Origin of the sequence: Rhizobium sp. WW_1, from assembly GCF_003610155.1 — a bacterium.
Lineage (GTDB): Bacteria > Pseudomonadota > Alphaproteobacteria > Rhizobiales > Rhizobiaceae > Rhizobium > Rhizobium tropici_A.
Window position 1 is genome coordinate 1 of the sequence record NZ_RAIN01000001.1, and the last position, 25,538, is coordinate 25,538.

The 25,538-nt window shown below is 59.8% G+C and carries 24 protein-coding genes and 3 tRNA genes; 12 read left to right on the forward strand and 15 right to left on the reverse strand.

Features of this window, described 5'->3' with window-relative positions; all coding sequences use genetic code 11:
* From BJ928_RS00005 to BJ928_RS00020, 4 genes are all read right to left on the reverse strand, one after another.
* Nucleotides 1-93: GTP-binding protein (locus BJ928_RS00005; RefSeq protein ID WP_018010120.1), on the reverse strand; the 93-nt coding region annotated here is incomplete at its 3' end.
* A gap of 398 nt (nucleotides 94-491) precedes the next feature.
* A complete protein-coding gene (locus BJ928_RS00010) occupies nucleotides 492-920 on the reverse strand; it encodes a DUF3597 domain-containing protein (protein WP_047626997.1) in 429 nt (142 codons plus the stop codon).
* Between the two features lie 211 nt (nucleotides 921-1,131).
* Nucleotides 1,132-1,205, reverse strand: a tRNA-Gly gene (locus tag BJ928_RS00015).
* A 25-nt stretch (nucleotides 1,206-1,230) separates the two neighbouring features.
* A tRNA-Tyr gene (locus tag BJ928_RS00020) sits at nucleotides 1,231-1,315 on the reverse strand.
* 199 nt (nucleotides 1,316-1,514) lie between these two features.
* Here BJ928_RS00020 and rlmB point away from each other — a divergent pair.
* From rlmB to BJ928_RS00035, 3 genes are all read left to right on the forward strand, one after another.
* On the forward strand, nucleotides 1,515-2,423 hold the full coding sequence (gene rlmB, locus BJ928_RS00025; protein ID WP_047626998.1) for a 23S rRNA (guanosine(2251)-2'-O)-methyltransferase RlmB: 909 nt from the start codon (nucleotides 1,515-1,517) through the stop codon (nucleotides 2,421-2,423).
* 40 nt (nucleotides 2,424-2,463) lie between these two features.
* The gene (locus BJ928_RS00030) at nucleotides 2,464-3,153 is read left to right on the forward strand and encodes an AprI/Inh family metalloprotease inhibitor (protein ID WP_047626999.1); all 690 of its coding nucleotides are present in this window, start codon (nucleotides 2,464-2,466) and stop codon (nucleotides 3,151-3,153) included.
* Between the two features lie 121 nt (nucleotides 3,154-3,274).
* The gene (locus BJ928_RS00035) at nucleotides 3,275-4,066 is read left to right on the forward strand and encodes a class I SAM-dependent methyltransferase (protein ID WP_047628686.1); all 792 of its coding nucleotides are present in this window, start codon (nucleotides 3,275-3,277) and stop codon (nucleotides 4,064-4,066) included.
* Between the two features lie 12 nt (nucleotides 4,067-4,078).
* Here the strand turns inward: BJ928_RS00035 and BJ928_RS00040 are convergent, their stop codons facing one another.
* Nucleotides 4,079-4,348 carry a hypothetical protein gene (locus BJ928_RS00040; RefSeq protein WP_047627000.1) on the reverse strand — a complete coding sequence of 90 codons (270 nt, stop codon included), beginning with the start codon at nucleotides 4,346-4,348 and terminating at the stop codon, nucleotides 4,079-4,081.
* Nucleotides 4,349-4,481: 133 nt separating this feature from the next.
* Nucleotides 4,482-4,557: transfer RNA gene (locus tag BJ928_RS00045), tRNA-Thr, on the reverse strand.
* A gap of 169 nt (nucleotides 4,558-4,726) precedes the next feature.
* Between BJ928_RS00045 and BJ928_RS00050 the strand changes: the two genes are divergently transcribed.
* The gene (locus BJ928_RS00050; protein WP_047627001.1) at nucleotides 4,727-5,500 is read left to right on the forward strand and encodes an NAD kinase; all 774 of its coding nucleotides are present in this window, start codon (nucleotides 4,727-4,729) and stop codon (nucleotides 5,498-5,500) included.
* Between the two features lie 134 nt (nucleotides 5,501-5,634).
* Here BJ928_RS00050 and prfB read toward each other — a convergent pair.
* The 3 genes from prfB to BJ928_RS00065 all read right to left on the reverse strand — a co-directional run bounded on the left by prfB (nucleotide 5,635) and on the right by BJ928_RS00065 (nucleotide 10,779).
* Nucleotides 5,635-6,766 (reverse strand): peptide chain release factor 2 gene (gene prfB, locus BJ928_RS00055; protein ID WP_120296411.1). Its coding sequence is split into 2 segments (ribosomal slippage): nucleotides 5,635-6,696 and nucleotides 6,698-6,766, totalling 1,131 coding nucleotides; the frame shifts between segments, so codons are not numbered across the junction.
* Nucleotides 6,767-6,892: 126 nt separating this feature from the next.
* On the reverse strand, nucleotides 6,893-9,355 hold the full coding sequence (locus BJ928_RS00060) for a penicillin-binding protein 1A (protein WP_047627003.1): 2,463 nt from the start codon (nucleotides 9,353-9,355) through the stop codon (nucleotides 6,893-6,895).
* Nucleotides 9,356-9,612: 257 nt separating this feature from the next.
* Complete coding sequence (locus tag BJ928_RS00065; protein ID WP_183079370.1) at nucleotides 9,613-10,779, reverse strand: N-acetylmuramoyl-L-alanine amidase; 1,167 nt, start codon at nucleotides 10,777-10,779, stop codon at nucleotides 9,613-9,615.
* Between the two features lie 727 nt (nucleotides 10,780-11,506).
* Between BJ928_RS00065 and BJ928_RS00075 the strand changes: the two genes are divergently transcribed.
* Nucleotides 11,507-14,407: a ribonuclease E/G gene (locus BJ928_RS00075; RefSeq protein ID WP_047627005.1), complete on the forward strand. Its 2,901-nt coding sequence runs from the start codon at nucleotides 11,507-11,509 to the stop codon at nucleotides 14,405-14,407.
* 235 nt (nucleotides 14,408-14,642) lie between these two features.
* Here the strand turns inward: BJ928_RS00075 and BJ928_RS00080 are convergent, their stop codons facing one another.
* A complete protein-coding gene (locus BJ928_RS00080; RefSeq protein ID WP_047628687.1) occupies nucleotides 14,643-15,800 on the reverse strand; it encodes an aminotransferase class I/II-fold pyridoxal phosphate-dependent enzyme in 1,158 nt (385 codons plus the stop codon).
* A gap of 212 nt (nucleotides 15,801-16,012) precedes the next feature.
* Here BJ928_RS00080 and BJ928_RS00085 point away from each other — a divergent pair, with 212 nt between their 5' ends.
* From BJ928_RS00085 to BJ928_RS00115, 7 genes are all read left to right on the forward strand, one after another.
* Nucleotides 16,013-16,780, forward strand: a complete 768-nt coding sequence (locus BJ928_RS00085) for a DsbA family protein (protein WP_047627006.1) — start codon at nucleotides 16,013-16,015, stop codon at nucleotides 16,778-16,780.
* A 207-nt stretch (nucleotides 16,781-16,987) separates the two neighbouring features.
* Nucleotides 16,988-17,425 (forward strand): type II 3-dehydroquinate dehydratase, encoded by a 438-nt coding sequence (gene aroQ / locus BJ928_RS00090; protein ID WP_047627007.1) that lies wholly within the window; start codon nucleotides 16,988-16,990, stop codon nucleotides 17,423-17,425.
* A gap of 24 nt (nucleotides 17,426-17,449) precedes the next feature.
* Entirely contained in the window at nucleotides 17,450-17,926 is a 477-nt protein-coding gene (gene accB / locus BJ928_RS00095; RefSeq protein ID WP_047627008.1) for an acetyl-CoA carboxylase biotin carboxyl carrier protein, read from the forward strand.
* A 9-nt stretch (nucleotides 17,927-17,935) separates the two neighbouring features.
* Complete coding sequence (accC, locus tag BJ928_RS00100) at nucleotides 17,936-19,288, forward strand: acetyl-CoA carboxylase biotin carboxylase subunit (RefSeq protein WP_082011740.1); 1,353 nt, start codon at nucleotides 17,936-17,938, stop codon at nucleotides 19,286-19,288.
* Between the two features lie 3 nt (nucleotides 19,289-19,291).
* A complete protein-coding gene (gene aat / locus BJ928_RS00105; protein ID WP_047627009.1) occupies nucleotides 19,292-19,936 on the forward strand; it encodes a leucyl/phenylalanyl-tRNA--protein transferase in 645 nt (214 codons plus the stop codon).
* Between the two features lie 127 nt (nucleotides 19,937-20,063).
* Nucleotides 20,064-20,945, forward strand: coding sequence for a DUF2167 domain-containing protein (locus BJ928_RS00110; RefSeq protein WP_082011768.1), 882 nt, complete (start codon nucleotides 20,064-20,066; stop codon nucleotides 20,943-20,945).
* A gap of 338 nt (nucleotides 20,946-21,283) precedes the next feature.
* On the forward strand, nucleotides 21,284-21,919 hold the full coding sequence (locus tag BJ928_RS00115) for a DUF1062 domain-containing protein (RefSeq protein WP_047627010.1): 636 nt from the start codon (nucleotides 21,284-21,286) through the stop codon (nucleotides 21,917-21,919).
* A 64-nt stretch (nucleotides 21,920-21,983) separates the two neighbouring features.
* Here BJ928_RS00115 and BJ928_RS00120 read toward each other — a convergent pair whose 3' ends face one another.
* From BJ928_RS00120 to gatB, 5 genes are all read right to left on the reverse strand, one after another.
* Nucleotides 21,984-22,430, reverse strand: coding sequence for a DUF2155 domain-containing protein (locus BJ928_RS00120; RefSeq protein WP_047627011.1), 447 nt, complete (start codon nucleotides 22,428-22,430; stop codon nucleotides 21,984-21,986).
* A 101-nt stretch (nucleotides 22,431-22,531) separates the two neighbouring features.
* Nucleotides 22,532-22,930 carry an NADH:ubiquinone oxidoreductase subunit NDUFA12 gene (locus BJ928_RS00125; RefSeq protein WP_047627012.1) on the reverse strand — a complete coding sequence of 133 codons (399 nt, stop codon included), beginning with the start codon at nucleotides 22,928-22,930 and terminating at the stop codon, nucleotides 22,532-22,534.
* Between the two features lie 106 nt (nucleotides 22,931-23,036).
* Nucleotides 23,037-23,504: a GNAT family N-acetyltransferase gene (locus BJ928_RS00130; RefSeq protein ID WP_047627013.1), complete on the reverse strand. Its 468-nt coding sequence runs from the start codon at nucleotides 23,502-23,504 to the stop codon at nucleotides 23,037-23,039.
* A gap of 20 nt (nucleotides 23,505-23,524) precedes the next feature.
* Nucleotides 23,525-24,028, reverse strand: coding sequence for a GNAT family N-acetyltransferase (locus BJ928_RS00135; protein WP_047627014.1), 504 nt, complete (start codon nucleotides 24,026-24,028; stop codon nucleotides 23,525-23,527).
* Between the two features lie 3 nt (nucleotides 24,029-24,031).
* Nucleotides 24,032-25,537, reverse strand: coding sequence for an Asp-tRNA(Asn)/Glu-tRNA(Gln) amidotransferase subunit GatB (gene gatB / locus BJ928_RS00140; RefSeq protein ID WP_047627015.1), 1,506 nt, complete (start codon nucleotides 25,535-25,537; stop codon nucleotides 24,032-24,034).
* Nucleotide 25,538 lies beyond the last annotated feature (1 nt).

A 25,538-nucleotide genomic window follows, 5' to 3' on the forward strand; every position in this document is an offset into this window, starting at 1 on the left:
CGCTGCCGTCAAGGACGTCTTGCCGTGGTCAACGTGCCCGATCGTCCCAATGTTAACGTGCGGCTTATTGCGCTCAAACTTACTCTTTGCCATTTGAATGCTTCCTATGAACGTAATGAGTGACCCCGGCGAACCGGTTTAGTGCCGCCGTTTAAGGCTTTCGTCGCATTTGCGCAAGACTTAATTGCGGGGCCTATTCCGCGCGAAGCCTCGTTGATGGCGGATGATCTCAAGCCTTCAACATTCCTTCGCCGCGCAAGGTTCGCCGGCCGATCCGGAAAGGCAAAAAAGCATTTGCCGGTTCAGGCGCTTAGATAGGGAAGCACAGACGAAACTTCCAGTGCCCGATGCAGTGTGAAGCATCCACCCGTTATCAACGCAAAGCGCCCTCTCCCGACGGGAAAGGGCGCGAAATAGTGAGGCGACGATGAATCGCCATCTGTCACGATACATTATCCGGCACGATCAGACGCACCGAAACTTCGCACTCGTCAATCGAGAAGATCGGCCGGCACCTTGCCGCCATTGTCCGAAAGCTTCTTCAGAAGCGCCTTGTGCAGGAACATATTCATCTTGGCGGAATCTCCGGCATCGCCGGTATAGCCGAGTTCCTGTGCCAGCTCCTTGCGCTCCGAAAGGCTCGCATCCATGCCGAGCGCCTTCATGAGATCGACGATCGAATGTTTCCAATCGAGCTTCTGGCCGCTGTTCTTGACGGCGGCATCGAGGATCGCAGCGATATCCACCGGCGCGGATGGCGCGCTCGTCGCTGGCGAGGTCGCTGCAGTGGTTGCCGAAGGAGCCGGCGTCGGCGCAGGCGCCGGATTGGCGGTTGCGGCGGTGGTCGTCGGTGCAGGAGCAGCCTCGGCAGCCTTTGCCTGTCCCCAGATTGCACCCTTGATCTTGTCGAAGATACCCATTTGCGCTCTCCCGTTTCGGTTGCTTGAGCATTATCTACCGCTCGCCCGGATATAAGCAACCCTTCGTGTCAATTATGCAAAGGTGGGATCTAATACGCGCGCCGAAGGGATCGCGCTTTGGCTGGAGGGCTACCAAAGCCAACAGCCATTCAGCACGACACTCTTTTCGCTATAGCGAAGAACGATCGAAACGCTAATAAATTGAAAATCTTGGAGCGGGTAGCGGGAATCGAACCCGCGTATTCAGCTTGGAAGGCTGCTGCTCTACCATTGAGCTATACCCGCGGGATGGTCAAGATCCGGTGCGGAATGGTGGAGGGAGTTGGATTTGAACCAACGTAGGCTGAGCCAACGGATTTACAGTCCGTCCCCTTTAACCACTCGGGCATCCCTCCAGTATTCCGACTGGATCTTGCGACCAAGCTTGCTAGATGTTGGCGTCGCCGCCGTCATCTGCGCCGCGTATATGACCGGACGATTTCCGTCTGTCAACACAATGAATTGCCAAAAATGACGAAAAAATTTCAGCCTGTGGGAAAAGCCCGGCGCTGAAAGAGGACTATGCGCTCAGGAAGGCGCTGGTTATAAAGCCGCATGAGCAAAGACAAATCATCCGGCCGTCACGGCCAAGACAGCACCGCCGACGACCGCTCGGCCAAGGACACTCATTATGCAACGCTGCGGCGCGCGCATCGCGATGCCAAGCGCGAGCGCGGCGAGATCCCGACGCCGGCGCCACAGAAGCGGAAGAAGGCTGGCGCCGATGACTGGAAGCCGCCGGAACTCGCGCCCGATCAGGTCTTCCTCTATGGCCTGCATACGGTTCGTGCGGCGCTGAGCAACCCACAGCGCAAGAACATCAAGCTGTCCACGACGCAGAACGCGCTGGTGCGGCTGGAACTCGGCCCGGCAGATCAACTAGGCATCCCGGTCGAGATCGTCTCGCCGCAGGATATCGACAAGGTGCTTGGCCCGGAGGCTATCCATCAGGGCGTGATGCTGGAAACGCGTCCCCTGCCCGTGCGCCGCCTCGAGGCGTTGAAGGACAGCCCGCTGCTGCTTGTTCTCGATCAGGTGACCGACCCGCACAATGTCGGCGCCATCATGCGCTCGGCCGTCGCGTTCGATGCCGGTGCCGTCATCACGACGCAGCGCCATAGCCCGACCGAATCAGGTGTGATGGCAAAATCGGCCTCGGGCGCGCTCGAACTAATACCTTATATACAGATCACCAATCTCGCCGATGCGCTCGGCGAGCTGCACCGGCTCGGTTTCACGACGATCGGGCTTGATTCGGAAGGTCCGGCGCCACTCGAAGGCACCTTCAGCGGTGACAAGATCGCCCTCGTGCTCGGCTCCGAGGGCAAGGGCCTGCGCCAGAAGACCCGAGAAACCGTGAGTGCGCTCGCCCGGCTCGACATGCCGGGTGCCATCAAATCGCTCAATGTCTCGAATGCAGCCGCGATCGCGCTATATGCGACGCGGTCCTATCTCAAATCATAGCGGCGCCCGACGCTGCCGCAGCACCTTGGGAGAATTTGCCTTGATCCGTCTTCTCGGTCCAGCGGCGGTTGCCGCCGCTCTTGCTTTGACAATGGTCCAGCCGGCGCATTCCGCCGATGACGAAATGGTCCAGGCACAGGCCGGCATATGGCTGGTTGCGCCGGAAAGCGGCGCCAAGGGCTGCCGTCTCACCTTCGGTACGAACACGGTTTCCGGTGGCTATGAAGTCACGGGCGCCGATACCTGCGCAACGCCCCTGCCCGCCCTCGTAACGGCCAAGACCTGGAACTTCACCGATGACGGTTCGCTCGTCATCGCCGATGCCGGGGGCAAGGCGCTCATGCGCTTCCAGCAAGAGGAAGGCTCGCCCTGGGAAAGCGAAGGCGGCGACCCGACCTGGCTGCTGCCTGCCCTCGGAGACGTCGACCACGTGCCGACCACCGCAAGCCTTGCCGGCGCGTGGCGCATCCAGACGCCGGACGGCAAGCCAGTCTGCGATGTGACACTTACGACGGAAAAGGATCAGGACGGCACCGCCAAGATGTCGCCGGCCAGTGACTGCGCCAGCGAAGTCGGCGATCTCAAGCTCTCGCTCTGGGCGTCGGAAGGGTTCGGGCTTGTCATGCTCGGCAATGACGGCTCCTCGCTCTCCTTCGATATGAAGCCGGACGGCAGCTTCCAGAAATCCGAAGAAGAGGAAGGCGAACCGCTGCTGCTGGTCCGCAAATAAGGCCGGCTGAGCATATCGAAGCGCCCCGCGGCTTGACGTATCGGAAATGTGACTATGTTTTCTGAAACCGGCATGAAGCTGGTCGAGAGTGTCACATAACCGGACAGGTGCGGCGCGCATGATGCCATCGAATATCCGAAAATTCATTTTCCACGAGCTTCGAAGCGTGGAGGGATATATCGATCCACCGGACGCCCTGGTTTTTCTTTCGCTGCTCGAACATCAGAGACAGCATTGCCTAGATGGAGGCCTCGCCGAAATCGGCATCTACTTCGGCCGGTCCTATTTTCTCCTGAAGAAGATCGCCGCCCCGGATGAAAATGTTCTCGGCATCGATCTCTTCGATATCGGCAATGTCTCGGACGGCATGTCGGACCAGTATCGCCTATTTCTCGAACATGGAGAGCGCCTCGGCCTGCCGGTCGACAAGGATATGCTGCTCGTCGGCGACAGCAGGACCTTCTCCGCCGAAGAGATTACCGACAAGATCGGCGCGGTGCGCTTCTTCAGCGTCGATGGCGGCCACAGCCTGCCCAATCTCGTCTCCGACAGTCATCTTGCCAGGGACACGGTCGCAGATCACGGCATCATCGTCTTCGACGACACGTTCAATCCGGCGTGGCCGGAAGTGACCGTCGGCATGGCGGATTTCATCCGCGACAATGACGATGCTTTTTCGACATTCTGTATGACGAAGTACAAGACCTATGTCTGCCGGCGCGAATTTCACGACTTCTATCGCGCCGCCATAGAGCAGGCACCGCATCTCGGCGCATTCGAGCTGGCCGACACGCATTTCCTCGGATGCGACGCCATACGCCTGCACAATCCCTTCAGCCGGCGGCTGCTTTACGAGCTCATGACCCGTTCAGGCATGGGCGCGCTCTCCGAGCGCGCCTATCGCTGCCAATAGGCGGACCGAGCGTCAATGGACCGCAGGATCAGCCTCGTCGAAGAAGGACCTGATGCCATCGCGCGCGATCGTTGCCAGGAATTCGTCGAAAGCCTCGCGGTCGGTCGCGAAGGGCTCTTCCCATTCGATGAGATCCTCTTCCGGCGTAATGACCTCCATCCGCCAGTCGGCATTGGTGCCGGCCGGGCGAAAGATATCGACCAGAACGGTCACACCGTCATCGGTGAACTCACCCGAAAGCTCGGAGTGTTCGAGTTTAGGCTTCTTGGGCTTGCTGGGCATATGGTTCCGGGCACACTCTATAACATTGAGGACTCCAACGAGTATGCGGAACTCGTTAGCAACCACATATTATGTCGCCGCCAGCGGTTTTCCATACCACGGACGAAACGATCAACAATTTCCAGGAAAAATGTGGTGCCCCCGGCAGGGTTCGAACCCGCGACCCCCTGATTACAAATCAGGTGCTCTACCAACTGAGCTACAAGGGCTTATCGGCATGCCAAGTAACAGATTTTGATCTTCTGTAAAGAGAAAATCCACTGCCGCCTTCAGTATCCCCGTTCGAAAGCCAAACCGGATTCACCAGTCTTTGCAAAACGTCTTGTCGCACAGGGGGAATATCATTACCTCCTAGTACGACACTAAAAAGGGCATTGCATGTCGCGTCATTTTCAACCGGTCTGTTTTCTCGCCTCGCCTACTCCGGAAGCGCAGGAGGCACAGGCGGAACTGATTCGCCTCTACGGCCAGACGCCGCAGGAAGAGGCTGACATCATCGTTGCGCTCGGCGGCGACGGCTTCATGCTCCAGACGCTGCACAAGACAATGAATACCGGCAAGCGCGTCTATGGAATGAATCGCGGCTCCATCGGCTTCCTGATGAACGACTACCACACGGATGGCTTGCCGGAACGCATCGAAGCTGCCGTCGAGAATGCTTTTCATCCGCTGCAGATGACTGCGCGCAATGCCGATGGCAGCACCTGCGTCGCGCTCGCCATCAATGAAGTGTCGCTGTTCCGTCAGTCTTACCAGACGGCAAAGCTCAAGGTCGAGATCGATGGCCGCGTTCGCCTGCCGGAGCTCATTTGCGACGGGCTGATGGTGACGACCCCTGCCGGCTCCACCGCCTATAATCTTTCCGCGCACGGGCCGATCCTGCCGCTGGAAGCGCCACTGCTCGCCATGACGCCGGTCAGCGCCTTCCGCCCTCGCCGCTGGCGCGGCGCATTGCTGCCGAATAAGGTAACGGTCGATATCACCGTGCTCGAGGCAGAAAAGCGACCGGTCAATGCGGCCGCCGACAATACCGAAGTGAAATCGGTGGTCGGCGTCCGGATCATGCAGAGCGAGGATACGACGGCCCGTATCCTGTCCGATCCGGACGGATCATGGTCGGACAGAATCCTGGCGGAGCAGTTTTCGGATTGAATGCTATTTCCCGTGGCCGGCGAGCGCTGCGTTCCTGATCTTTCGGCCGCAAGCGCCTGCACGCTCCTCCGAACATGATGTGCCAATAAAAAAGCCCCGTTTCCGGGGCTCTTTTCTATTCCATTGATCCACAGCTACTCGACGTCGTCGATGACGGCATCCGCCGCGCCGCTGATGCGGTGCGCAAGGGCCGCTTCCATGAACTCGTTGAGATCGCCGTCCAGAACGTCGCTCGGCGCCGTGCTGGCAACGCCGGTGCGCAGATCCTTGACCAGCTGGTAGGGCTGCAGGACGTAGGAGCGGATCTGGTGACCCCAGCCGATATCCGTCTTGGACGCGGCTTCGGCGTTGGCGGCCTCTTCCCGCTTCATCAATTCCGCCTCGTACATGCGGGCGCGCAGCATGTCCCACGCCTTGGCGCGGTTCTTGTGCTGCGAGCGCTCCTGCTGGCACTGCACGACGATGCCGGTCGGGATATGCGTGATGCGCACGGCCGAATCGGTGGTGTTGACGTGCTGACCACCGGCGCCGGACGAACGGTAGGTATCGATGCGGCAATCGCTTTCGTTGATCTCGATCTGGATCGAGTCGTCGACAACAGGGTAGACCCAGATCGACGAGAACGAGGTGTGACGGCGCGCATTGCTGTCATAGGGCGAGATGCGCACCAGGCGATGCACGCCCGATTCGGTCTTCAGCCAGCCATAGGCATTGTGCCCCTTGACGAGCAGCGTCGCCGACTTGATGCCGGCTTCTTCGCCGTCATGGACTTCGAGCAGTTCCACCTTGAAGCGCTGGCGTTCGGCCCAGCGGGTATACATGCGCAGCAGCATGTTCGCCCAGTCCTGGCTTTCTGTGCCGCCGGCACCGGAGTGGACTTCGAGGTAGGTATCGTTGGAGTCCGCTTCGCCCGACAGCATGGCTTCCACCTGGCGACGCGCTGCCTCTGCCTTCAGGGCCTTCAGGGCATCCTCGGCGTCGCGCACGACGTCGGCGTCGCCCTCTTCCTCGCCAAGCTCGATCAGCTCGATATTGTCGGCGAGCTGCTGCTCGAGCGCACGGACGCCATTGATGCCGTCATCGAGCTGCTGACGCTCGCGCATCAGCTTCTGCGCTTCCGAAGCGTCGTTCCACAAGGTCGGATCTTCCGCCTTGTTATTCAACCAGTCCAGTCGTCTTACGGCCTGGTCCCAGTCAAAGATGCCTCCTCAGCAGGGTGATAGCCTGCTTGGTTTCGTCGACTATTTTCTCGATTTCGGCTCTCATGATCCTGCTTCTTCATTGCGCCGCCCAACATGAGCGGTCATCCGTTTCAAAGAGTGCTGGTGAAATAGATATACATGCCGCAGCTGTAAAGCCCTGCGGCATGGGGATCGGACAAATTGGACAGGATCAGAAGAGACCGCCCGATCCGGAGGTGACCGCCTGGTTGGCCTGGGGCGACGTTCGCAGAATTTCCTCCGGAGGCACTTGCGCAGCCTCGCCCCCACCGATGACCTGGAGGCTCGTGGCCGGGCCGGTGCCCGGCTTGAAGGCTTCCATGATCGCGCTCGGATCGCCCGGCTGCGCCGCCATGCCGGTCGCACGGTTGACGGCCATCATGGTCATGCCGGCCGGAACCTGGAATTTCTCCGGCGGCTGATCCTTCGTGGCAGCCTGCATGAATTCGTTGAAGACCGGGGCTGCAAGCCCGCTACCCGTACCGCCGCGACCCAGAGTAACCGGCGAATCATAACCGACATAAAGACCGGCGACGAGGCTAGGCGTGAAGCCGACGAACCAGGCGTCCTTCTCGTCGTTGGTCGTGCCGGTCTTGCCGGCGACATCGGTGTTGAGCTTGATCTTGCCTGCAGCCGTACCGCGGATGATGACGCCCTGCATCATCGATGTGACCTGGTAAGCCGTCATCGGATCGAGGACCTGCTCGCGGTTATCGGCGATAACGGGCTCGTCCTGATTCTGCCAGGAACTTACGTTGCAGCTATCGCAGACGCGCTCCTCATGCTTGAAGATGGTCTTGCCGTAACGGTCCTGGATGCGGTCGATCAGCGTCGGCTTGATCTGCTTGCCGCCATTGGCAATGACCGAATAGGCCGAGACCATGCGCAGCACCGTCGTTTCGCCGGCGCCGAGCGACATGGCGAGAACCGGGTTCATATGGTCGTAGATCCCGAAACGCTCGGCATATTCGGCGACCAGCGGCATGCCCATGTCGGACGCGAGACGGACCGTCATCAGGTTTCTGGAGTGCTCGATGGCGAAACGCAGCGTGTGAACGCCACCACCCTCGCCCTCGTAGTTGGTCGGCTTCCAGACATCGCCGTTGCTGAGCGTGATCTGCAAGGGATCATCGAGAATGACCGATGCCGGCGTATAGCCGTTATCCATGGCCGCTGCGTAGACGAACGGCTTGAACGACGAACCCGGCTGACGCTTGGCCTGCGTTGCGCGGTTGAATTCGGATTGCGCATAGGAGAAGCCGCCAACCATGGCCAGAACGCGGCCGGTGTGCGGGTCCATCACAACCAAGCCGCCCTGCACTTTCGGCGGCTGACGCAGGCGATAGCTGCTCGAATCGGCATTGCCCGTCTTCTGCGCGAAGATAACGTCACCGGCGCTCAGCACGCCGCTCGGCGACTTGGCGACCTTGCCACCGCTGGCCGCCCGGAAAGCCCAGCGCATGTCGGCAGCCGCAATCGTGCCGCGCGTGCGCTCCGTCGAGACTTTGCCTCCAGCGTCGATGCGCGGCTGCAGACCGATATCGACCTCCTGATCGGATACGGAGAGGACAACGGCCACCTGCCATTCCGGCACGTCGCTCAGTCCCGGAACCTTGGCAAGCTCGGCACCCCAATCCTGAGACGTGGCGATCTGCTTGATCGGGCCGCGATAGCCGCGACGCTGGTCATAATCGACAAGACCGTCCTGCAAGGCTTTTCTGGCTTCAAGCTGCATCTGCGGATCGAGCGACGTCCTAACCGAAAGGCCACCCTCATAGAGGGTCTTCTCACCATACTGGTCGATCAGCTGGCGCCGAACTTCCTCGGCGAAATAGTCGGAGGCAAAGAGCGATGGCCCGCTCTTCGGCGGCACGACGCCGAGCGGCTGCTTCTTTGCTTCTTCGCCGTCGCTCTGGCTGACATAGCCGTTCTCGACCATGCGATCGATCACCCAGTTGCGGCGTGTCAGCGCTGCTTCAGCGCGACGGAAGGGATTGTAGTTCGCAGGCCCCTTCGGGAGCGACGCCAGATACGCCGATTCGGCGATGGTCAGCTCGTTGACGGACTTGTCGAAATAAGTCAGCGCCGCGCCGGCGATACCGTAGGAATTGAGGCCGAAATAGATCTCGTTAAGGTACAGCTCGAGGATCTTGTCCTTGCTGTAGGCCTGCTCGATGCGGAAGGACAGAATCGCTTCCTTGATCTTGCGGTCGAACGTCTGGTCGGCCGAGAGCAGGAAGTTCTTGGCGACCTGTTGCGTGATGGTGGAAGCGCCAACGAATCGACGGCCGGAGCCGATATTCTGCAGGTTCACTGCGACGGCGCGAAGGAGACCGCCGATATCGACGCCCGGGTGATTGTAGAAGTTCTTGTCTTCAGCCGAAAGGAAAGCCGCCTTGACACGGTCAGGAATGGCCTGGATCGGCACGAAAAGCCGGTTCTCACGCGAATATTCCTTCATCAGCGCGCCGTTGCCGGCATGAATGCGCGTCGTCACCGGCGGCGCATATTTGGCAAGCACCTCGTAATCGGGCAATTCCTTCGAGACCACGCTCAGATAGATGGCAGCCGCAGCCGCTGCGCCCAGAAACAGGAGGCAGCCCAGCCCAAAGAAATATCCAATCAGTCTGATCATATGATACTACCGGTGCTTGTTCTTCATGCGGCACGTGCGCGAGATCATCGCATAATCACGGGCGTTTTGCACGCTCGCGGCGTGAATGCAAGACGGCAATGGGACAAAGCCATGCTTCAGACGCGAGCAAATGATACTTCGCTGTAACGGCGGGAATGTGAGCAAAATAGGGCTCCTCGCCGGTATTCCAATTTCATCCAACTCTAAAGTGCGCCGCTGTTACATGGAAGCCACTGCCGGCGCTCCTCGCTGCGTCGTCAACCACCATTGGCGATGATTGACACGCGATACTGCTTCACCGCCTCCGTCAGCCGATCGACGACCTTTTGCCGCCAATCGGGATCGAGCAGCAGCTTCTCGTCATCCTTGTTGGAGAGAAAGCCGAGTTCGAGCAGGATCGAAGGCACATCCGGCGCCGTCAGGACCTGGAAACCGGCGTGGCGATGAGGGTTGTTGATCGTGGCGATCTGGCCGTTGAACGAGGACAGCACATCCTGCGCCAGCGAAATGGAGAAGGCCTGCGTCTCGCGGCGCGTCAAATCCATCAAAATATCGTTGACCGCGGCGGGCGGCGTCTGAGTCTCGGTCCCCGCGATCTGATCGGACTTGTTTTCACGCTCGGCCACTTCACCGGCAAGCCGGTCCGACGCCTTGTCGGAAATGGTATAGACGGTCGCGCCGCGAATATCCTTCTGCTTCAGCGTGTCGGCATGCAGCGAGATGAAGAGCGAGGCGCGATTCTGGCGGGCGATCGTCACGCGCTCGGACAGGGAGAGATACTGATCCTTGTCACGCGTCAGGAAGGCCTTGATGCCGGGCTGCGCATTCAGCTTGTCGGCAAGCATCTTCGCAAAGGCAAGCGTGATGTCCTTTTCCTGCGTGACGCCATCTGTGCCGGTCGCGCCCGCATCGATACCGCCATGGCCGGCATCGACCGCAACCAGGAACGTGCCCGGATCGGTCTTCTGCGTGGGGTCGACGGGGCCGACATCCTTGGCCGTATCGGCGCTCGTCCAACTCTGCTTCTTTACCAGATCGGCAAATTGTTCGGCCGGCAGCATCTCGGCATCCAGCACGAGGCGCTGCCCCTTACCGTTTTCATCGGCCATGACCTTTGCCATCACTAGCTTTACCGGCTTCTTTGCCGTCAGCACGATACGGGCGCTGTCGGCATCCATCGTGCCGTAGCGGATATCCTTGAAGAGGCCGGTCGGCTTGAGATCGCCGGACGGGAAGCCGAAGGCCGTCGCCGGAAGATCGACGACGACGCGGACGGGATTGTCGAGATAATGAACCGTGAAGGTTGGAGGCCGATCCATGTTGATGACGATGCGCGTGCGGGCTTCGTCGCCTGCGATGCGCGCGCCATAGGCAAGCACTGAATCGGCCGCTGTCGCAACCGGGGCGAAGGCCGAAACCGACATCAGAATCGCCAGGGCGAAGGCCGCCGTCACAAATCGCAAAGCCCTCACGCCAATCTCCGCCACATGCCGCAATCCCTTTACCAAGTGCCCAACGCGCCCCATATTGGTTTCGACGTTGTTTTTGAAGTCCCAATAGTGGGAACCAGGTCTGACGTGATGGCCGCATCCGATGACGCGCCGGGAGGCGAATCGACGATACCCCTCCCCGCGTTCTCATCATCCGACGAATCCATCAATATTATGGCATACTTGGCTTTTCCCTTGCTATTGTGACAGATAAAACATACAACGCACATTAGGGTAGAAGTGTTGACGGGATAGAGTCGTCGCAACGGCAGCCGCCTCGAGTACCAGGCGCCATAAGCGGCATTCATCCGACGTCTGCAGTGCTTCTGCTTTGAACAGTGGATATCTGAATTTCCGGTTTCACACGGGGAATTCATCGGTGGAGAGCCACCAAACGCTCTTTAGAGAGCACATTCATCGGGCCCATTTGGGTCTTAGGCATAGTCGATCTCGCTTGGTTACGGATGTTACCGCAGCAGCTTTTTCAGAAAGTCAACAGACCCCAGGGAAGCAATGCCCCGGCCGCCGTCTGGATGCTGTCATCTCCGAATAAGCCATCGCGACTTTCATTATCCGGTGCAACAATTGCGGATCATATCCGGCCTGTCCCAGCGACAGGCAGGCCCCCATCCGGTTGTCTGCGCCGAGGAGCACAGCTTTCATGGCAGACAAAATGCTTATCGATGCGTCTCACGAGGAAGAGACGCGCGTCGTTGTCGTTCGCGGGAACCGCATAGAAGAGTTTGACTTCGAGTCTCAGCACAAGAAGCAGATACGCGGCAACATCTATCTCGCAAAAGTAACGAGGGTCGAGCCCTCGCTGCAGGCGGCCTTCGTCGACTACGGCGGCAACCGGCATGGCTTTCTGGCCTTTGCCGAAATTCATCCCGATTATTACCAGATCCCCCTCGCCGATCGTCAGGCGCTGCTGAAGGCCGAAGCCGAAGAGCATCGCCGCGACGACGATGTCGAGCATGTGGAAACGGCGCTCGATCTTTCGCAGCAGGAACAGCCCGATATCGGCATCGTTGCGAAAGAGAGCGAAGGAGCCGAGGTGCCCGCCGCGATCGCGGAAGAGGCACCTGCCACAGAGGCAGCCGCGCCCGCCGAAGAAGCCGCACCGGCCAAGAAGGCCAAGCCGCGCCGTAGCCGAAAGAAGGTGGTAGCCGAGGCTCCCGCCGAAGAAACATCCGCTCCCGAAGCAACGGCCGCAGTCGATGCGCCGAGCGAAGAGGAGGAAGGTCCGTCCGGCGAGATGGCTGCGATGGTCGAAACCGATTCGATCTCCGAGGATGTCACGACCTCCAAGCGCCGCCATGACGACGACGACGATGATGACGATCATGACCACGAAGAGGAAGTGATTGAATCCGTCGGTGCCGAAGATGCGATGGAAGAAGTCCCCGATCGCGTCCAGCGCAAGCCACGTAAGCAGTACCGAATTCAGGAAGTCATCAAGCGCCGGCAGATCCTGCTGGTGCAGGTGGCCAAGGAAGAGCGCGGCAACAAGGGTGCGGCGCTGACGACCTATCTCTCGCTCGCAGGCCGCTACTCGGTTCTGATGCCGAACACGGCACGCGGCGGCGGCATTTCCCGCAAGATCACCAATCCGCAGGACCGCAAGCGCCTGAAGGAAATCGCCAAGATGCTCGAGGTGCCGCAGGGCATGGGCGTCATCCTGCGTACCGCCGGTGCCAACCGCACCAAGGTCGAAGTGAAGCGCGATTTCGAATATCTGATGCGTCTGTGGGAAAACGTCCGCACGCTGACGCTCGCTTCGACCGCGCCTTGCCTCGTCTATGAAGAAGGCAGCCTGATCAAGCGCTCGATCCGCGACCTTTACAACAAGGATATCGGCGAGATCATCGTTGCCGGCGAAGAAGGCTATCGTGAAGCGAAAGACTTCATGAAGATGCTGATGCCGAGCCACGCAAAGGTGGTTCAGCCTTATCGCGACATTCACCCGATCTTCTCGCGCTCCGGCATCGAAGCGCAGCTCGACCGCATGCTGCAGCCGCAGGTGACGCTACGTTCCGGCGGCTATCTGATCATGAACCAGACGGAAGCGCTGGTTTCGATCGACGTCAACTCCGGCCGTTCGACCCGCGAACATTCGATCGAGGACACAGCACTCCAGACGAACCTGGAAGCGGCAGAGGAAATCGCCCGTCAGCTGCGCCTGCGCGACCTTGCCGGCCTGATCGTCATCGACTTCATCGACATGGAAGAGAAGCGCAACAACCGCGCCGTCGAGAAGAAGCTGAAGGAATGCCTGAAGAACGACCGCGCCCGTATCCAGGTCGGCCGCATCTCGCATTTCGGCCTTCTGGAAATGTCGCGCCAGCGCATCCGCGCTTCGGTTCTCGAAAGCACCACGCAGATCTGCTCGCATTGCGGCGGCACCGGCCACGTTCGCTCGCAGTCCTCCGTTGCCCTGCATGTCCTGCGCGGCATAGAGGAATACCTGCTCAAGAACACGACGCACGACATCACCGTTCGGACGACGCCGGATATCGCGCTCTATCTCCTCAATCACAAGCGCCAGACGATCATCGATTACGAAGCGCGCTTCGGCGTTGCGATCGTCATCGATGCCGACAATGCCGTCGGCACGCAGCATTTCGCGATCGACCGCGGCGAGCCCGTCGCCAACCCGGTGAAGATCGAAAGCCTGTTCAACTTCGCCGCCATCCCGGACGACGATGACGACGATATCGTCGTCGAAGCCGATGAGGATGAAGACGAAGAGCTGGAAGAAAAGGCTGCGAGCAGCGAACAGCAGCCTGCGGCTCGTTCCGAGGGCAATGACGGCAACCGGAAGCGCAAGCGCCGCCGCCGGCGTCGTGGCCGCGGCAACGATGCTCAGTCCGCCTCGACCTCCGAAGACGGTTCTGCGACGAATGTTGCAGAAGATGCAGACGGAGAAGAAGGCGACGATGATGATGACGGCGATGCAGGCGCAGACAATGCCGCATCCGCCGGCGGTGACGACGACGCCCAGCAGAAGCGCAAGCGCCGCCGTCGCGGCAAGCGCGGTGGCCGACGCAATCGTGAAAACGAGGGCAACGAACAGTCCGCAAGCGACGAAACCGATACTGACGAAGCCGACGCGGAAGAAAGTGGCGAAGCAACCGTAACGGTGGCCGAGATCGTCGTTGCCGAAGGCGAAGCCGCCGTCGAAGCGCAACCGGCCATGGCGGCAGTCGAAACGGCGGCCATCGTCACCGAGGACGTCAAGCCCGCCAAGGGCCGTGGTCGCCGCAAGGCAAAGGCCACAGAGGCCTCGCCGGTCGAAACGCCTTCTATCGAAGCAACGCCTGCGGTAGATGTCGAAGCCGAAGCAATTGCCGAGATCGCCGAAGTTCTCGACAGTCCGGCAGAAGCGGCGACAGCGGAAACGACCGAGGATACAGCCAAGCCGGCCCGCGCCAACCGCGAATCCAACGTGTCCTCGTCCGCACCGGTGGTGAAATCCACCCGCGCTAACGAAGGCGGCGATGGCGACGGGGAGCCGACCAAGCCGAAGAAGGCTGGCTGGTGGCAGCGCCGCGGCTTCTTCTAAGAAGCTCAGCAGCGAGTGATTTAAGAAAAATCCGGCCGTGGCGACGCGGCCGGATTTTCGTTTCCGCAGCCAGTCGACACGTTTGATTGCTGCATCTGCTCATACCGCGTCACGGCCTTGCGATGACTACAGGCGGTAGACCGAGACCCAAGGCGAGAAGAGCGCTTGACGCGTACGACTGCTCGACTTGCGAAGGCGCTTCCGCAAGCCCGCACAAGTCATTGATTGTGGATTCTTATTTCAGCCAGGCCGCCATGCGTTCGGTGGCTTCCTCGATCTCGGCATTCGAGCCGGCGTAGGAGATGCGCATCGCGCGATGTCCTTCCAGCGGATCGAAATCGAGGCCGGGCGTGGCGGCGACATTGATTTCCGCCAGCATCTTCCGGGCAAAGGCCATACTGTCATTGGTAAAACGGCTGACATCGACATAGGCGTAGAAGGCGCCATCCATCGGCGAGGCGATGCGGAAGCCGATTTCCGGCAGCCGTTGCATCAGGAAATCGCGGTTGCGGCCGTAGCTCTCGCGATAGACGTCGAGCTCGGTACCAGCGCCGAGAGCTGCCTCGGCGGCAATCTGCGACAGTTCCGGCGCGGAGATATAAAGGCTCTGGGCCACACGCTCGATGGGGCGCACCAGCCGCTCCGGCAAGACCATCCAGCCGATGCGCCAGCCCGTCATGCAATAATATTTAGAGAAGGAATTGATGACGATCGCCTCGTCGGTCAGCTCCAGCGCGCTCGTCTCCTCGCCGACGAAGGTCAGCCCGTGATAGATCTCATCGGAGATGAAGGCGATAGAGCGATCGGCACAATAATCAGCCAGCGCCTTCAAGGCCGCCCTGCCCGTTACCGTCCCGGTTGGATTGGCGGGGCTCGCGAGCAGCACGCCCTTCAGCCGCTTGCCGCTTGCGGCCTGCGCCGCCTCGAGGCTCTCGGGCGTCAGCGTAAACTGCGTTTCCTCGGTGACAGGGACCTCGACGACATCGAGCCCGAGAGCTGCAAGGATATTGCGATAGGCCGGATAGCCCGGCCGGGCGATGGCGACACTGTCGCCGGCATCGAACAAGGTCAGGAAGGCAAGATTGAAGCCGGCGGACGATCCCGTCGTAATGGCGATGCGCTTGGGATCGATGCTCAGACCATGGCGTGCCTGATAATGGGCGGAGAGTGCCTGCCGCAGAGCCAGAGTGCCGAGCGCATCCGTATAACCGATGCGCCCGTGGCCGAGGGCTACGCGCGCCGCCTCCAACGCCGCCTGGGGCGCAGGATGGGACGGTTGCCCCACGGCCATGGAAATGACCGCGTGTCCGGCCTGGCGTCGCCGCGTCGCTTCCGCCAGCACGTCCATGGCATGGAAAGGTTCGACATCACTGCGCTTGGATAGGGAAAACAAGGTCAATTCTCTTTCGGATCGGATTGGCAAGCGACATTTGCCGCAATATCTGCTTGTTCACAATCCTGCGATTACGGCTTTGTCGTGAAAATTCCTGTTTCTGGAAATAAGGACGCACCGTAAATTGTCGACGCATATTTGCGGATGTTAACCCGACGATGCTATGGCGCATCCGAGAATGACGTCTCCGCTCAGATCCAAACGAGGACCCAATGACCTTTTCTCTCAAAAGCCTGCTGACGGTTTCGGCGATTGCCCTGACAGCATCCTTCGCCACAATTCAGCCGGCCGCCGCGCTGGATGCCCAGCAGAAGAAGGAAATCGGGGATTTCATCAAGGAATATCTCGTCGAGCATCCGGAAGTGCTGCTTGATGCGCAGGCTGCACTCGAAAAGAAGCAGGACGACGCCCGCATTGCGCAGTCGGCCCAGGTGATCACTCAGAACAAGGACGCGATCTTCAACTCCAAGGACGATGTGGCCATCGGCAATCCGAAGGGCGATATTACCGTCGTCGAGTTCTTCGACTACAACTGCACCTATTGCCGGCATGCGCTTGGCGACATGGACAAGCTCCTGCAGCAGGACAAGAATGTTCGCTTCGTCCTGAAGGAATTCCCGATCCTCGGTCAGGATTCGGTTGCCGCTTCCCGGGTTTCCGGCGCATTCCGCCTGCTTGCGCCGGAAAAATACGCCGAATTCCATCACAAGCTGCTGGGTAGCGACGGCCGCGCTTCCGAAGACACCGCAATCGATGTCGCCACCTCGCTTGGCGTCAGCGAAGCAGCCATCCGCGCCGAGATGGCAAAGGCGCCGAACACCGACATGATCAAGGCGACATACCAGCTTGCTACCGATCTCGGCGTCAACGGCACGCCCGCCTATGTCATCGGTAATGAGATGATTTCCGGCGCGATCGGGCTCGATGCCATCAAGGAGAAGATCGCCAACGTCCGCAGCTGCGGCAAGACGAGCTGCTGAAGGGCGCAAAGCCGGCTCTCAAAAGCGGAGAGCCAAGTAGCCCACCGATATTTTGCCGGGCTTTGAAACGGCGTCGCGTCATTGCGCGGCGCAAAAATGCCAAAATCGCGGCGTTTCCACATTTGGAGACCTGCAACCTTCGCTCCGGGGCTTTCCTATAAGGCCTCGGGAGTCTATAGGTTGCGCTGCACTTTGACGGAACCTCTGATGGCGCAAACAATTTTTGTCCTTAACGGACCCAATTTGAATGCCTTGGGCAAGCGCGAGCCGGGCATCTATGGCGGCAAGACGCTCAAGGATATCGAAGCCGACTGCAAGTCTGCAGGTGAAAGCCTGGGCTTCGTCGTCGATTTCCGACAGAGCAACCACGAAGGCGTGCTGGTCGACTGGATGCACGAAGCTGGCGACAAGGCCGTCGGCGTCGCGATCAATCCCGGCGCCTATGGTCATACGTCAATCGCATTGCATGACGCGATCCGCGCCATCTCCATTCCCGTCGTGGAGGTGCATATCTCCAACATCCACGCACGCGAAGAATTCCGACACAAATCGATGATCGCGCCCGCAGCAAAGGGCATGATCTGCGGTTTCGGACCTCATAGCTACATCCTGGCGCTGCAAGCGCTGAAATCCATCACCCAATAACAAAAATACAGGGCAAGAAATCCAATGGCTGAAAAGAAATCGGGTATCGACCAGGCGCTGATTCGCGATCTCGCCAACATCCTCAACGACACGGATCTGACCGAGATCGAAGTCGAGCAGGAAGATCTGCGCATCCGCGTGTCGCGCGCTGGCACGATGCAATATGTCCAGGCGCCGATCGCCGCCCCGGCCGCTTACGCTGCTCCTGCTGCCATCGCAGCAGCGCCGGCTGCAGCTGCCGCTCCCGCCGGCAAGACCCGCAATCCTGACAACGTCGTCAGCGCACCGATGGTCGGCACCGCCTATCTGGCGCCCGCCCCGGGCTCTGCTGCCTTCATCCAGGTCGGCGCGACCGTCAAGGAAGGTCAGACGCTGCTCATCATCGAAGCCATGAAGACGATGAACCAGATCCCTGCGCCCAAGTCCGGCACCGTAACGGAAATCCTCGTTCAGGACGGCCGTCCGGTCGAGTACGGTGAAGCCCTGGTCGTCATCGAGTAAGGCCGGCCCATGCCCATTATTTCGAAGATTCTCATAGCCAATCGCGGAGAGATCGCGCTTCGCGTGCTGCGCGCCTGCAAGGAGCTTGGCATTGCGACCGTTGCGGTGCATTCGACCGCCGACGGCGACGCGATGCATGTGCGCCTCGCGGATGAAAGCGTTTGCATCGGGCCACCGCCATCGCGCGACAGCTATCTCAACATCCACCAGATTGTTGCCGCTTGTGAAATCACCGGCGCCGACGCCGTGCACCCAGGCTATGGCTTCCTTTCGGAAAATGCCAAGTTCGCCGATATTCTCGATGCGCACGGCATCACCTTCATCGGCCCGACGGCGGAGCATATCCGCATCATGGGCGACAAGATCACCGCCAAGACCACGGCACAGCAGCTCGGCATTCCGGTCGTTCCCGGCTCCGACGGCGAAGTGAAGACCGAGGAGGAGGCGCTGAAGACGGCGCGCGAGATCGGCTATCCCGTGCTCATCAAGGCGACCGCCGGCGGCGGCGGCCGCGGCATGAAGGTCGCCCGCACCGAAGAGGACCTGATCGAGGCTTGGTCGACGGCACGCACGGAGGCCGCAGCCGCCTTCGGCAACGAATCCGTCTACATGGAAAAGTACCTCGGCAAGCCCCGCCACATCGAAATCCAGGTGTTCGGCGATGGCGAAGGCAACGCTATCCATCTCGGCGAACGCGACTGCTCGTTGCAGCGCCGTCACCAGAAGGTCTGGGAAGAAGCCAACTCCCCGGCGCTCAACGTCGAGCAGCGCATGAAGATCGGCAAGATCTGCGCCGACGCGATGAAGAAGCTGAAGTATCGCGGCGCCGGCACCATCGAGTTCCTCTACGAGAACGGCGAGTTCTATTTCATCGAAATGAACACCCGTCTGCAGGTGGAGCATCCGGTGACCGAAGCTATCACCGGCATCGATCTCGTGCATGAGCAGATCCGCGTCGCTTCCGGCGGTGGTCTCTCGGTGACGCAGGATGAGGTGCATTTCCATGGCCACGCCATCGAATGCCGCATCAATGCCGAAGACGCCCGCACCTTCGTCCCCTCGCCCGGCACGATCACGCATTTCCATGCGCCCGGTGGTCTCGGCGTCCGCATCGATTCCGGTGCCTATCAGGGCTACAAGATTCCACCCTACTACGACAGCCTGATCGGCAAGCTGATCGTGCATGGGCGCACCCGCGTCGAGTGCATGATGCGCCTGCGTCGCGCGCTCGACGAATTCGTGGTGGACGGCATCAAGACCACTCTACCGCTCTTCCAGGATCTGGTTTCCAATCAGGATATCGCCAATGGCGATTACGATATCCATTGGCTGGAAAACTACCTGGCGAAAACACCGGCCTAGCCTGTGCCCGGAGCGCGCGGCAAACGTCCCGGCATTACCCCGGAGATTTTGTTGCGCGCCTATTCCATCGGACTTTTCCCGATGGCCGAATCGGCGGACGACCCGGAAATCTTCTGGGTCGAGCCGGAACTTCGAGGCATTATCCCTCTCGACGGCTTTCACGTCTCCAAGAGCCTCGCGAAGAAGATCCGCCAAAATCCCTTCGACATTCGCTTCGACACCGATTTCGAAGCCGTCATCGCTGCCTGCGCCGAAGAGACCAACGACCGCCCAAGCACCTGGATCAACGATACGATCCGCACCCTCTACGGCACCCTGCACCACATAGGCCACGCTCATTCCGTGGAAGCCTGGGAGGGAGACATGCTGGTTGGCGGTCTCTATGGCGTTTCGCTGGGATCGGCCTTCTTTGGTGAAAGCATGTTTTCCCGGCGCACAGATGCTTCCAAGATCTGTCTCGTCCATCTCGTCCAGCGGCTGCGCGAGCGCGGCTTCACCCTGCTCGACACACAATTCACTACCGAGCATCTGAAGACATTCGGCGCTGTGGACGTGCCGAAGGATGCCTACGCCAAGATGCTGGAGAAGGCGATGGAATCGCCCAATATCAGCTTCTCCAACAGTGGAAATCTGCCGGAGATGAATTGATTCCGATTACGACTGCCCTAAGTTCGGCACAACAGCCGAGGGTAGAATAGTGAAGAACCTTATTACAATTACGTTTTTCGCCGCGTTGGCGCTCACAACGCAGGCCAACGCCAAATCCTTCCACGACATGTTCGGAGCGGAACCGCCTGCGGGCGACGAAGGCGCCGTGCTGAAAACGCTGGATTTTCAGCAGGGAGCAATCAAGCTTCCCGGCGCCAATGCCACGCTGAATGTTTCGAACCAGTTCTACTACCTCAATCCGCAGGATTCGAAGAAGGTACTGGTTGAGCTCTGGGGCAATCCGGAAAATTCTGTCGGCAATCCGCTTGGCATGATCTTCCCGGCCAAATATCCGCCGACCGATCCGCATTCCTGGGGCTCAGTCATCGACTATGATGGCAGCGGCTACGTCTCCGACGAGGATGCGGCATCGACGGACTACGACGATCTGCTGAAGAAAATCCAGGCTGCGATCAATGAAGCAAATCCCGAGCGCGAACAGCAGGGCTTCGATCCGATCACGCTGGTCGGCTGGGCAGAGCCCCCGCACTACGACAAGGCGACGCATGCCCTGCACTGGGCGCGCGATCTAGTTTTCGGCAAGGACCCGAACGCCGGCCACACCTTGAATTATTCTGTGCGCGTATTGGGGCGCGAGGGCGTTACCGAGCTCGATTTCGTTGCCGGGCTGGAGCAGCTGCAGGAAATCAATGCAGCCATCCCCAACGTCATCAATACGGTGCAGTATGACAGCGGCAAGCGCTATGCCGACTTTGCCAACGGCGACAAGATCGCGGCCTACAGCATGGCGGGCATGATCGCTGCCGGCGCGGGCGTGAAAGTTGCGGCGAAGCTCGGGCTTCTGGCCGTCGTTCTCGGCTTCTTCAAGAGCTTCGGTGTGGCGCTTCTGGCATTGAAGAAGGGCCTCATCGTCGTGCTAGCGGGCATTGTCGCGGCCGGTCGCAAGATCCTGGGCCTGTTTCGCCGCAAAGGGAATACCGACGCCTGAGGCAATCCATGCATGAAGTTTTTTGTGGCTTCAAACGCAGATTGTAATCTGCTATCCCTCCTCGCGAAGAGCGTTGGTGCATAGAGGTTCCACTTTGCCGTCGTAAATACCGGTCTCATCCAAATCACCCCATGCATCGGGGCGGCGTGACGCCGTCCGATGCATATTCATGTCCATCGGGTGATGGTCTGAGACCGGTTTGGCATTGTCAAAACGCGCCTAACACAGCAACCGCTGTCTCAGCTCTTCAGCCTTCTCGCAACATCGCCATACCGTGCCCCTGACGGGCTTGTCTCATCGCCAGCCTGTTGGACTTCCAGACGGAAGACCAAGACGGTATGTGCAATATTCTTCAGGTCCGTTGGACCATTTCGCCGAAGACTTCGCCTCAGCCATGGATTGCCTGCAGCGGCTGCGGATCTCCAAGGCCGTTTCGATCGAGCGGCAAGATCAGGCTCAATGCCAATGGCAAGCGGCTCGATGCGTGGCTTATCTATAAATGCATCGATTGCGACAAGACGTGGAACCGAACACTCTTCGAGCGTAAGGCTACTCACGATCTCGCCCCCTCCACCCTCGAGGCACTGCAGCGCAGCGATCCGGATTGGGTGCGAGCACGGGAATTCGACCTCGATGGGCTGAAACGGAAAGCCAAGCGCATCGACGAACCGCCCGACGTCGTCATCCGGAAGGAGGCGCTGCAGGCACCCATCGACTGGACGATGCTCGAAATCGGAATAGCGGTCGTATTTGCTCCCAACCTCCGCCTTGATCGGCTGCTCGCCTCGGAGCTGGCCATTTCTCGCTCGCGTCTCCAGGCGCTTGGCGATGGCGGCAAATTGAAAGCCTATCCGGATCACAGCGCTTTTCTGCGCCGCAGAGCCAAGGATGGCGCGAGGATCGTTCTCGACCTGTCGGATGCCACCGATCGTCAGGCGATAGGTGAAGCAGCTGCCGATTCCGAGCGCAGCTAAAACTTTGCCCGCAGGAGCGAAGCTTCTGCGGGCAATGAGGTTCACAGCAAATTCCTGAAGGCGATTACTTTGCGCCAGCCCCGGCGGTATCGGGCGGCGGGACGTCGGACTTCTGCTTGCACTCTTTCAGCCAGACGTCATAGATCGGGTGCTCGACGGCGTTGAGACCGGGGCTGTCGGCAAACATCCAGCCGGTGAAAATGCGGCGGATACGGCGATCGAGGGTAATCTCATCCACTTCGACGAAACCATCCACCTTCTGCTGCTCGGTATCATCTCGCGAATAGCAGGCGCGCGGCGTCACCTGCAGCGCACCGAACTGCACGGTTTCGTTGATGTAGACATCGAAAGTCGTGATGCGGCCGGTGATCTTGTCGAGGCCGGAAAAGACGGCAACCGGATTGGAGATTCGGGCAGCCTCGGCAGTGGGAGCTGTCATGATGCCGGCGAAAAGAGCAACGCCTGCTCCAGCCATCGCACGCAAAGAAGCGCTCCGCGTGAAAAACGTCATATCCGCCAATCTCCGCTTGGTCTCGGTCAAGGCGCCGAGCAAGAGCCGGCATATGTCGCGCCTAAGGCCCAATTGTGGCCAAAGGACGAGCCGTCCTTGCCTCAGTTGCCCGGGGTCCAGGCGTCGTAGTCGCCGGTCACGCGCGGACGCTCGCCGGCGACGGCGAGAGAGCCCGGTGGACGATAAGCCTGCGGCGTACCGGTCTGGTTGGCGCGATGTTCCTTCTGCCATTCTTTGGTAACGTAGTTTTCCTTGGTCGGCGGAACGTCGGTGCGGTGATGCATCCAGCCGTGCCAGCCCGGAGGAATGGCCGAAGCTTCGGCATAGCCCTTGTAGATCACCCAGCGCTTCGGAAGGCCGTAGGAGGACATGCCGCCTTCGTAATAGACGTTGCCGAACTCATCCTCACCGACGCGCTTGCCAAACCGCCAGGTCGCGAACCGCGTGCCCATGGTCTGACCATTCCACCAGGTGAAGGTTTGTACGATGAAATTCCACATGTCTTTTCCTCGATACCCGCTGAGGGGCGAGCGATACCAGAATTCGATAGTTTGCTTATGCCGCCACCGAACCGGCTTGTCCAGTGATTCCAGCAGGCAAACAGCCTCATTTCAATGCCATCTTGAAGCCCAGATGCGTCGGCTTGAAACCCAGCCGTTCATAGAAGCGATGCGCATCCTTTCGGGCCGCATTCGACGTCAGCTGCACCATACGCATACCGCGGCTTTTTGCCTCGCCGATGCAGAAATTGATCATCGCCGCCCCGATCCCCTGCCCGCGCATATCGCCACGCGTCTGGACGGATTCAATGATCATCGCGGATGATCCGCGACCGTGCAGCGAAGTGACGACGATCGTCTGGAAGGTGCCGACGATCTCGCCGCCTAGTTCGGCTGCATACAGTGTCTGATCCGAAGACGTTGTGATGGTGCGAAAGGCGCGCAGATAATCGTCATAGGCGGAGGGGTCGGTGGTATCGCCATGACCGCCCATGGTGTCAGCGGCGAAAAGGCCGATCAAAGAAGGAAGGTCGGATTCTTTCGCTTCGCGAATTACCAGGCGGGCGTCTTCCATGAGCGGTCTCGTCTATTCTTTCAGTGGCCCGTCAGCGGCTTCTCGAATATCAGCGTCGGCAAACCCGACTGCCCCTGCCCGCTATTGTCCGAGTGGCCGACCTCGACGAAACCGTGTGCCTTGTAGAAGGCGATGGCGGGTTCATTCTGAGGGTCGACCTCGAGACGCATGATCTCCGCATCCGGGAAGCAGGTTTCCAGCTCCGCGAAGATATCGCGGCCAATGCCTTCCCGCTGATGCTTTGGGCTGACATAGAGCATGTGGAGCATGACGGTCTTGGTCATCTCCTTGGACATGGCGGCATAGCCCATGCCACCGATCGTCCGGCCGTCATCGGCGACCAGGAATTCGGAATTCTTGTTTGCCAGCCGCGCTTTCAGCGAGGCCGGCGAATGCCAGGAGGCGTGCAGCTCGCTCACCTTGTCCGGGCCGTAGATCCGGTCGTAGGTCGCATGCCAAGTCTCGCCGAGCAGAGCACGGACCTTTTCCAGGTCCTGCTCGCCGGCGGTGCGCACGAAGAACACCGCTTATTCCTCTTCGATGCCGAGCTTGGCCTTGACCAGCGCCTGAACGGCTTGCGGGTTGGCCTTGCCGCCGGTCGACTTCATCACCTGGCCGACGAACCAGCCGGCAAGCGTCGGCTTGGCCTTGACCTTGGCGACCTGATCCGGGTTGGCGGCGATGATCTCGTCGACGGCCTTTTCGATCGCACCGGTATCGGTGACCTGTTTCATGCCGCGCGCCTCAACGATCTCGGCGGGATCGCCGCCTTCGGTGAGCACGATTTCGAACAGATCCTTGGCGATCTTGCCGGAGATGGTTTCGGCCTTGATGAGATCGATGATCGCGCCGAGCTGGGCGGGCGAAACCGGAGTCTCTTCAATGTCCTTGCCGATTTTGTTCAGAGCGCCCAAAAGGTCGTTGATGACCCAGTTGGCCGCCATCTTGCCATCGCGACCAGCGGCAACGGCTTCGAAATAATCGGCGATCGCCTTTTCCGAAACGAGCACGGATGCGTCGTAGATCGAAAGGCCCAGTTCGCGGACGAAGCGCTCCTTCTTGTCGTCGGGCAGCTCCGGCAGGTGCTTTGCGAGCTCGTTGACGAAGGCATCGTCGAATTCCAGCGGCAAGAGATCCGGATCGGGGAAGTAGCGGTAATCATGCGCATCTTCCTTGGTGCGCAGCGACCGCGTCTCGCCCTTGTTCGGATCGAACAGGCGGGTTTCCTGGTCGATCGTGCCACCGTCTTCCAGAATGCCGATCTGACGGCGCGCTTCGTATTCGATCGCCTGACCGATGAAGCGGATGGAGTTGACGTTCTTGATTTCACAGCGTGTGCCGAATTCGCCGCCCGGGCGACGGACCGAAACGTTGACGTCGGCGCGCATGGAGCCTTCGTCCATGTTGCCGTCGCAGGTGCCGAGGTAGCGCACGATCGAGCGCAGCTTGGTCATATAGGCCTTCGCCTCGTCGGACGAACGGATATCCGGCTTGGAGACGATTTCCATCAGCGCGACGCCGGACCGGTTCAGGTCAACATAGGACATGGTGGCGTGCTGGTCGTGCAGCGACTTGCCGGCATCCTGTTCCAGATGCAGGCGCTCGATACCGATTTCGATATCCTCGAACTGGCCCTGACGGTCCGGGCCAAGGGAGATGACGATCTTGCCCTCGCCGACGATCGGGTCCTTGAACTGCGAGATCTGATAGCCCTGCGGCAGGTCGGGATAGAAATAGTTCTTGCGGTCGAAGATCGAGCGATTGTTGATCTGCGCCTTGAGGCCGAGACCGGTGCGCACGGCCTGCTTGACGCATTCCTCGTTGATGACGGGCAGCATGCCGGGCATGGCGGCATCGACGAGCGAAACGTTGGAATTCTGCGGCTTGCCGAACTCGGTCGAGGCTCCGGAGAAGAGCTTGGAATTGCTCAACACCTGGGCATGGACTTCCATGCCGATAACGATTTCCCAATCGCCGGTGGCACCGGGAATGAAGCGTTTCGGATCTGGCGTACGGACGTCGACAAGGGTCATG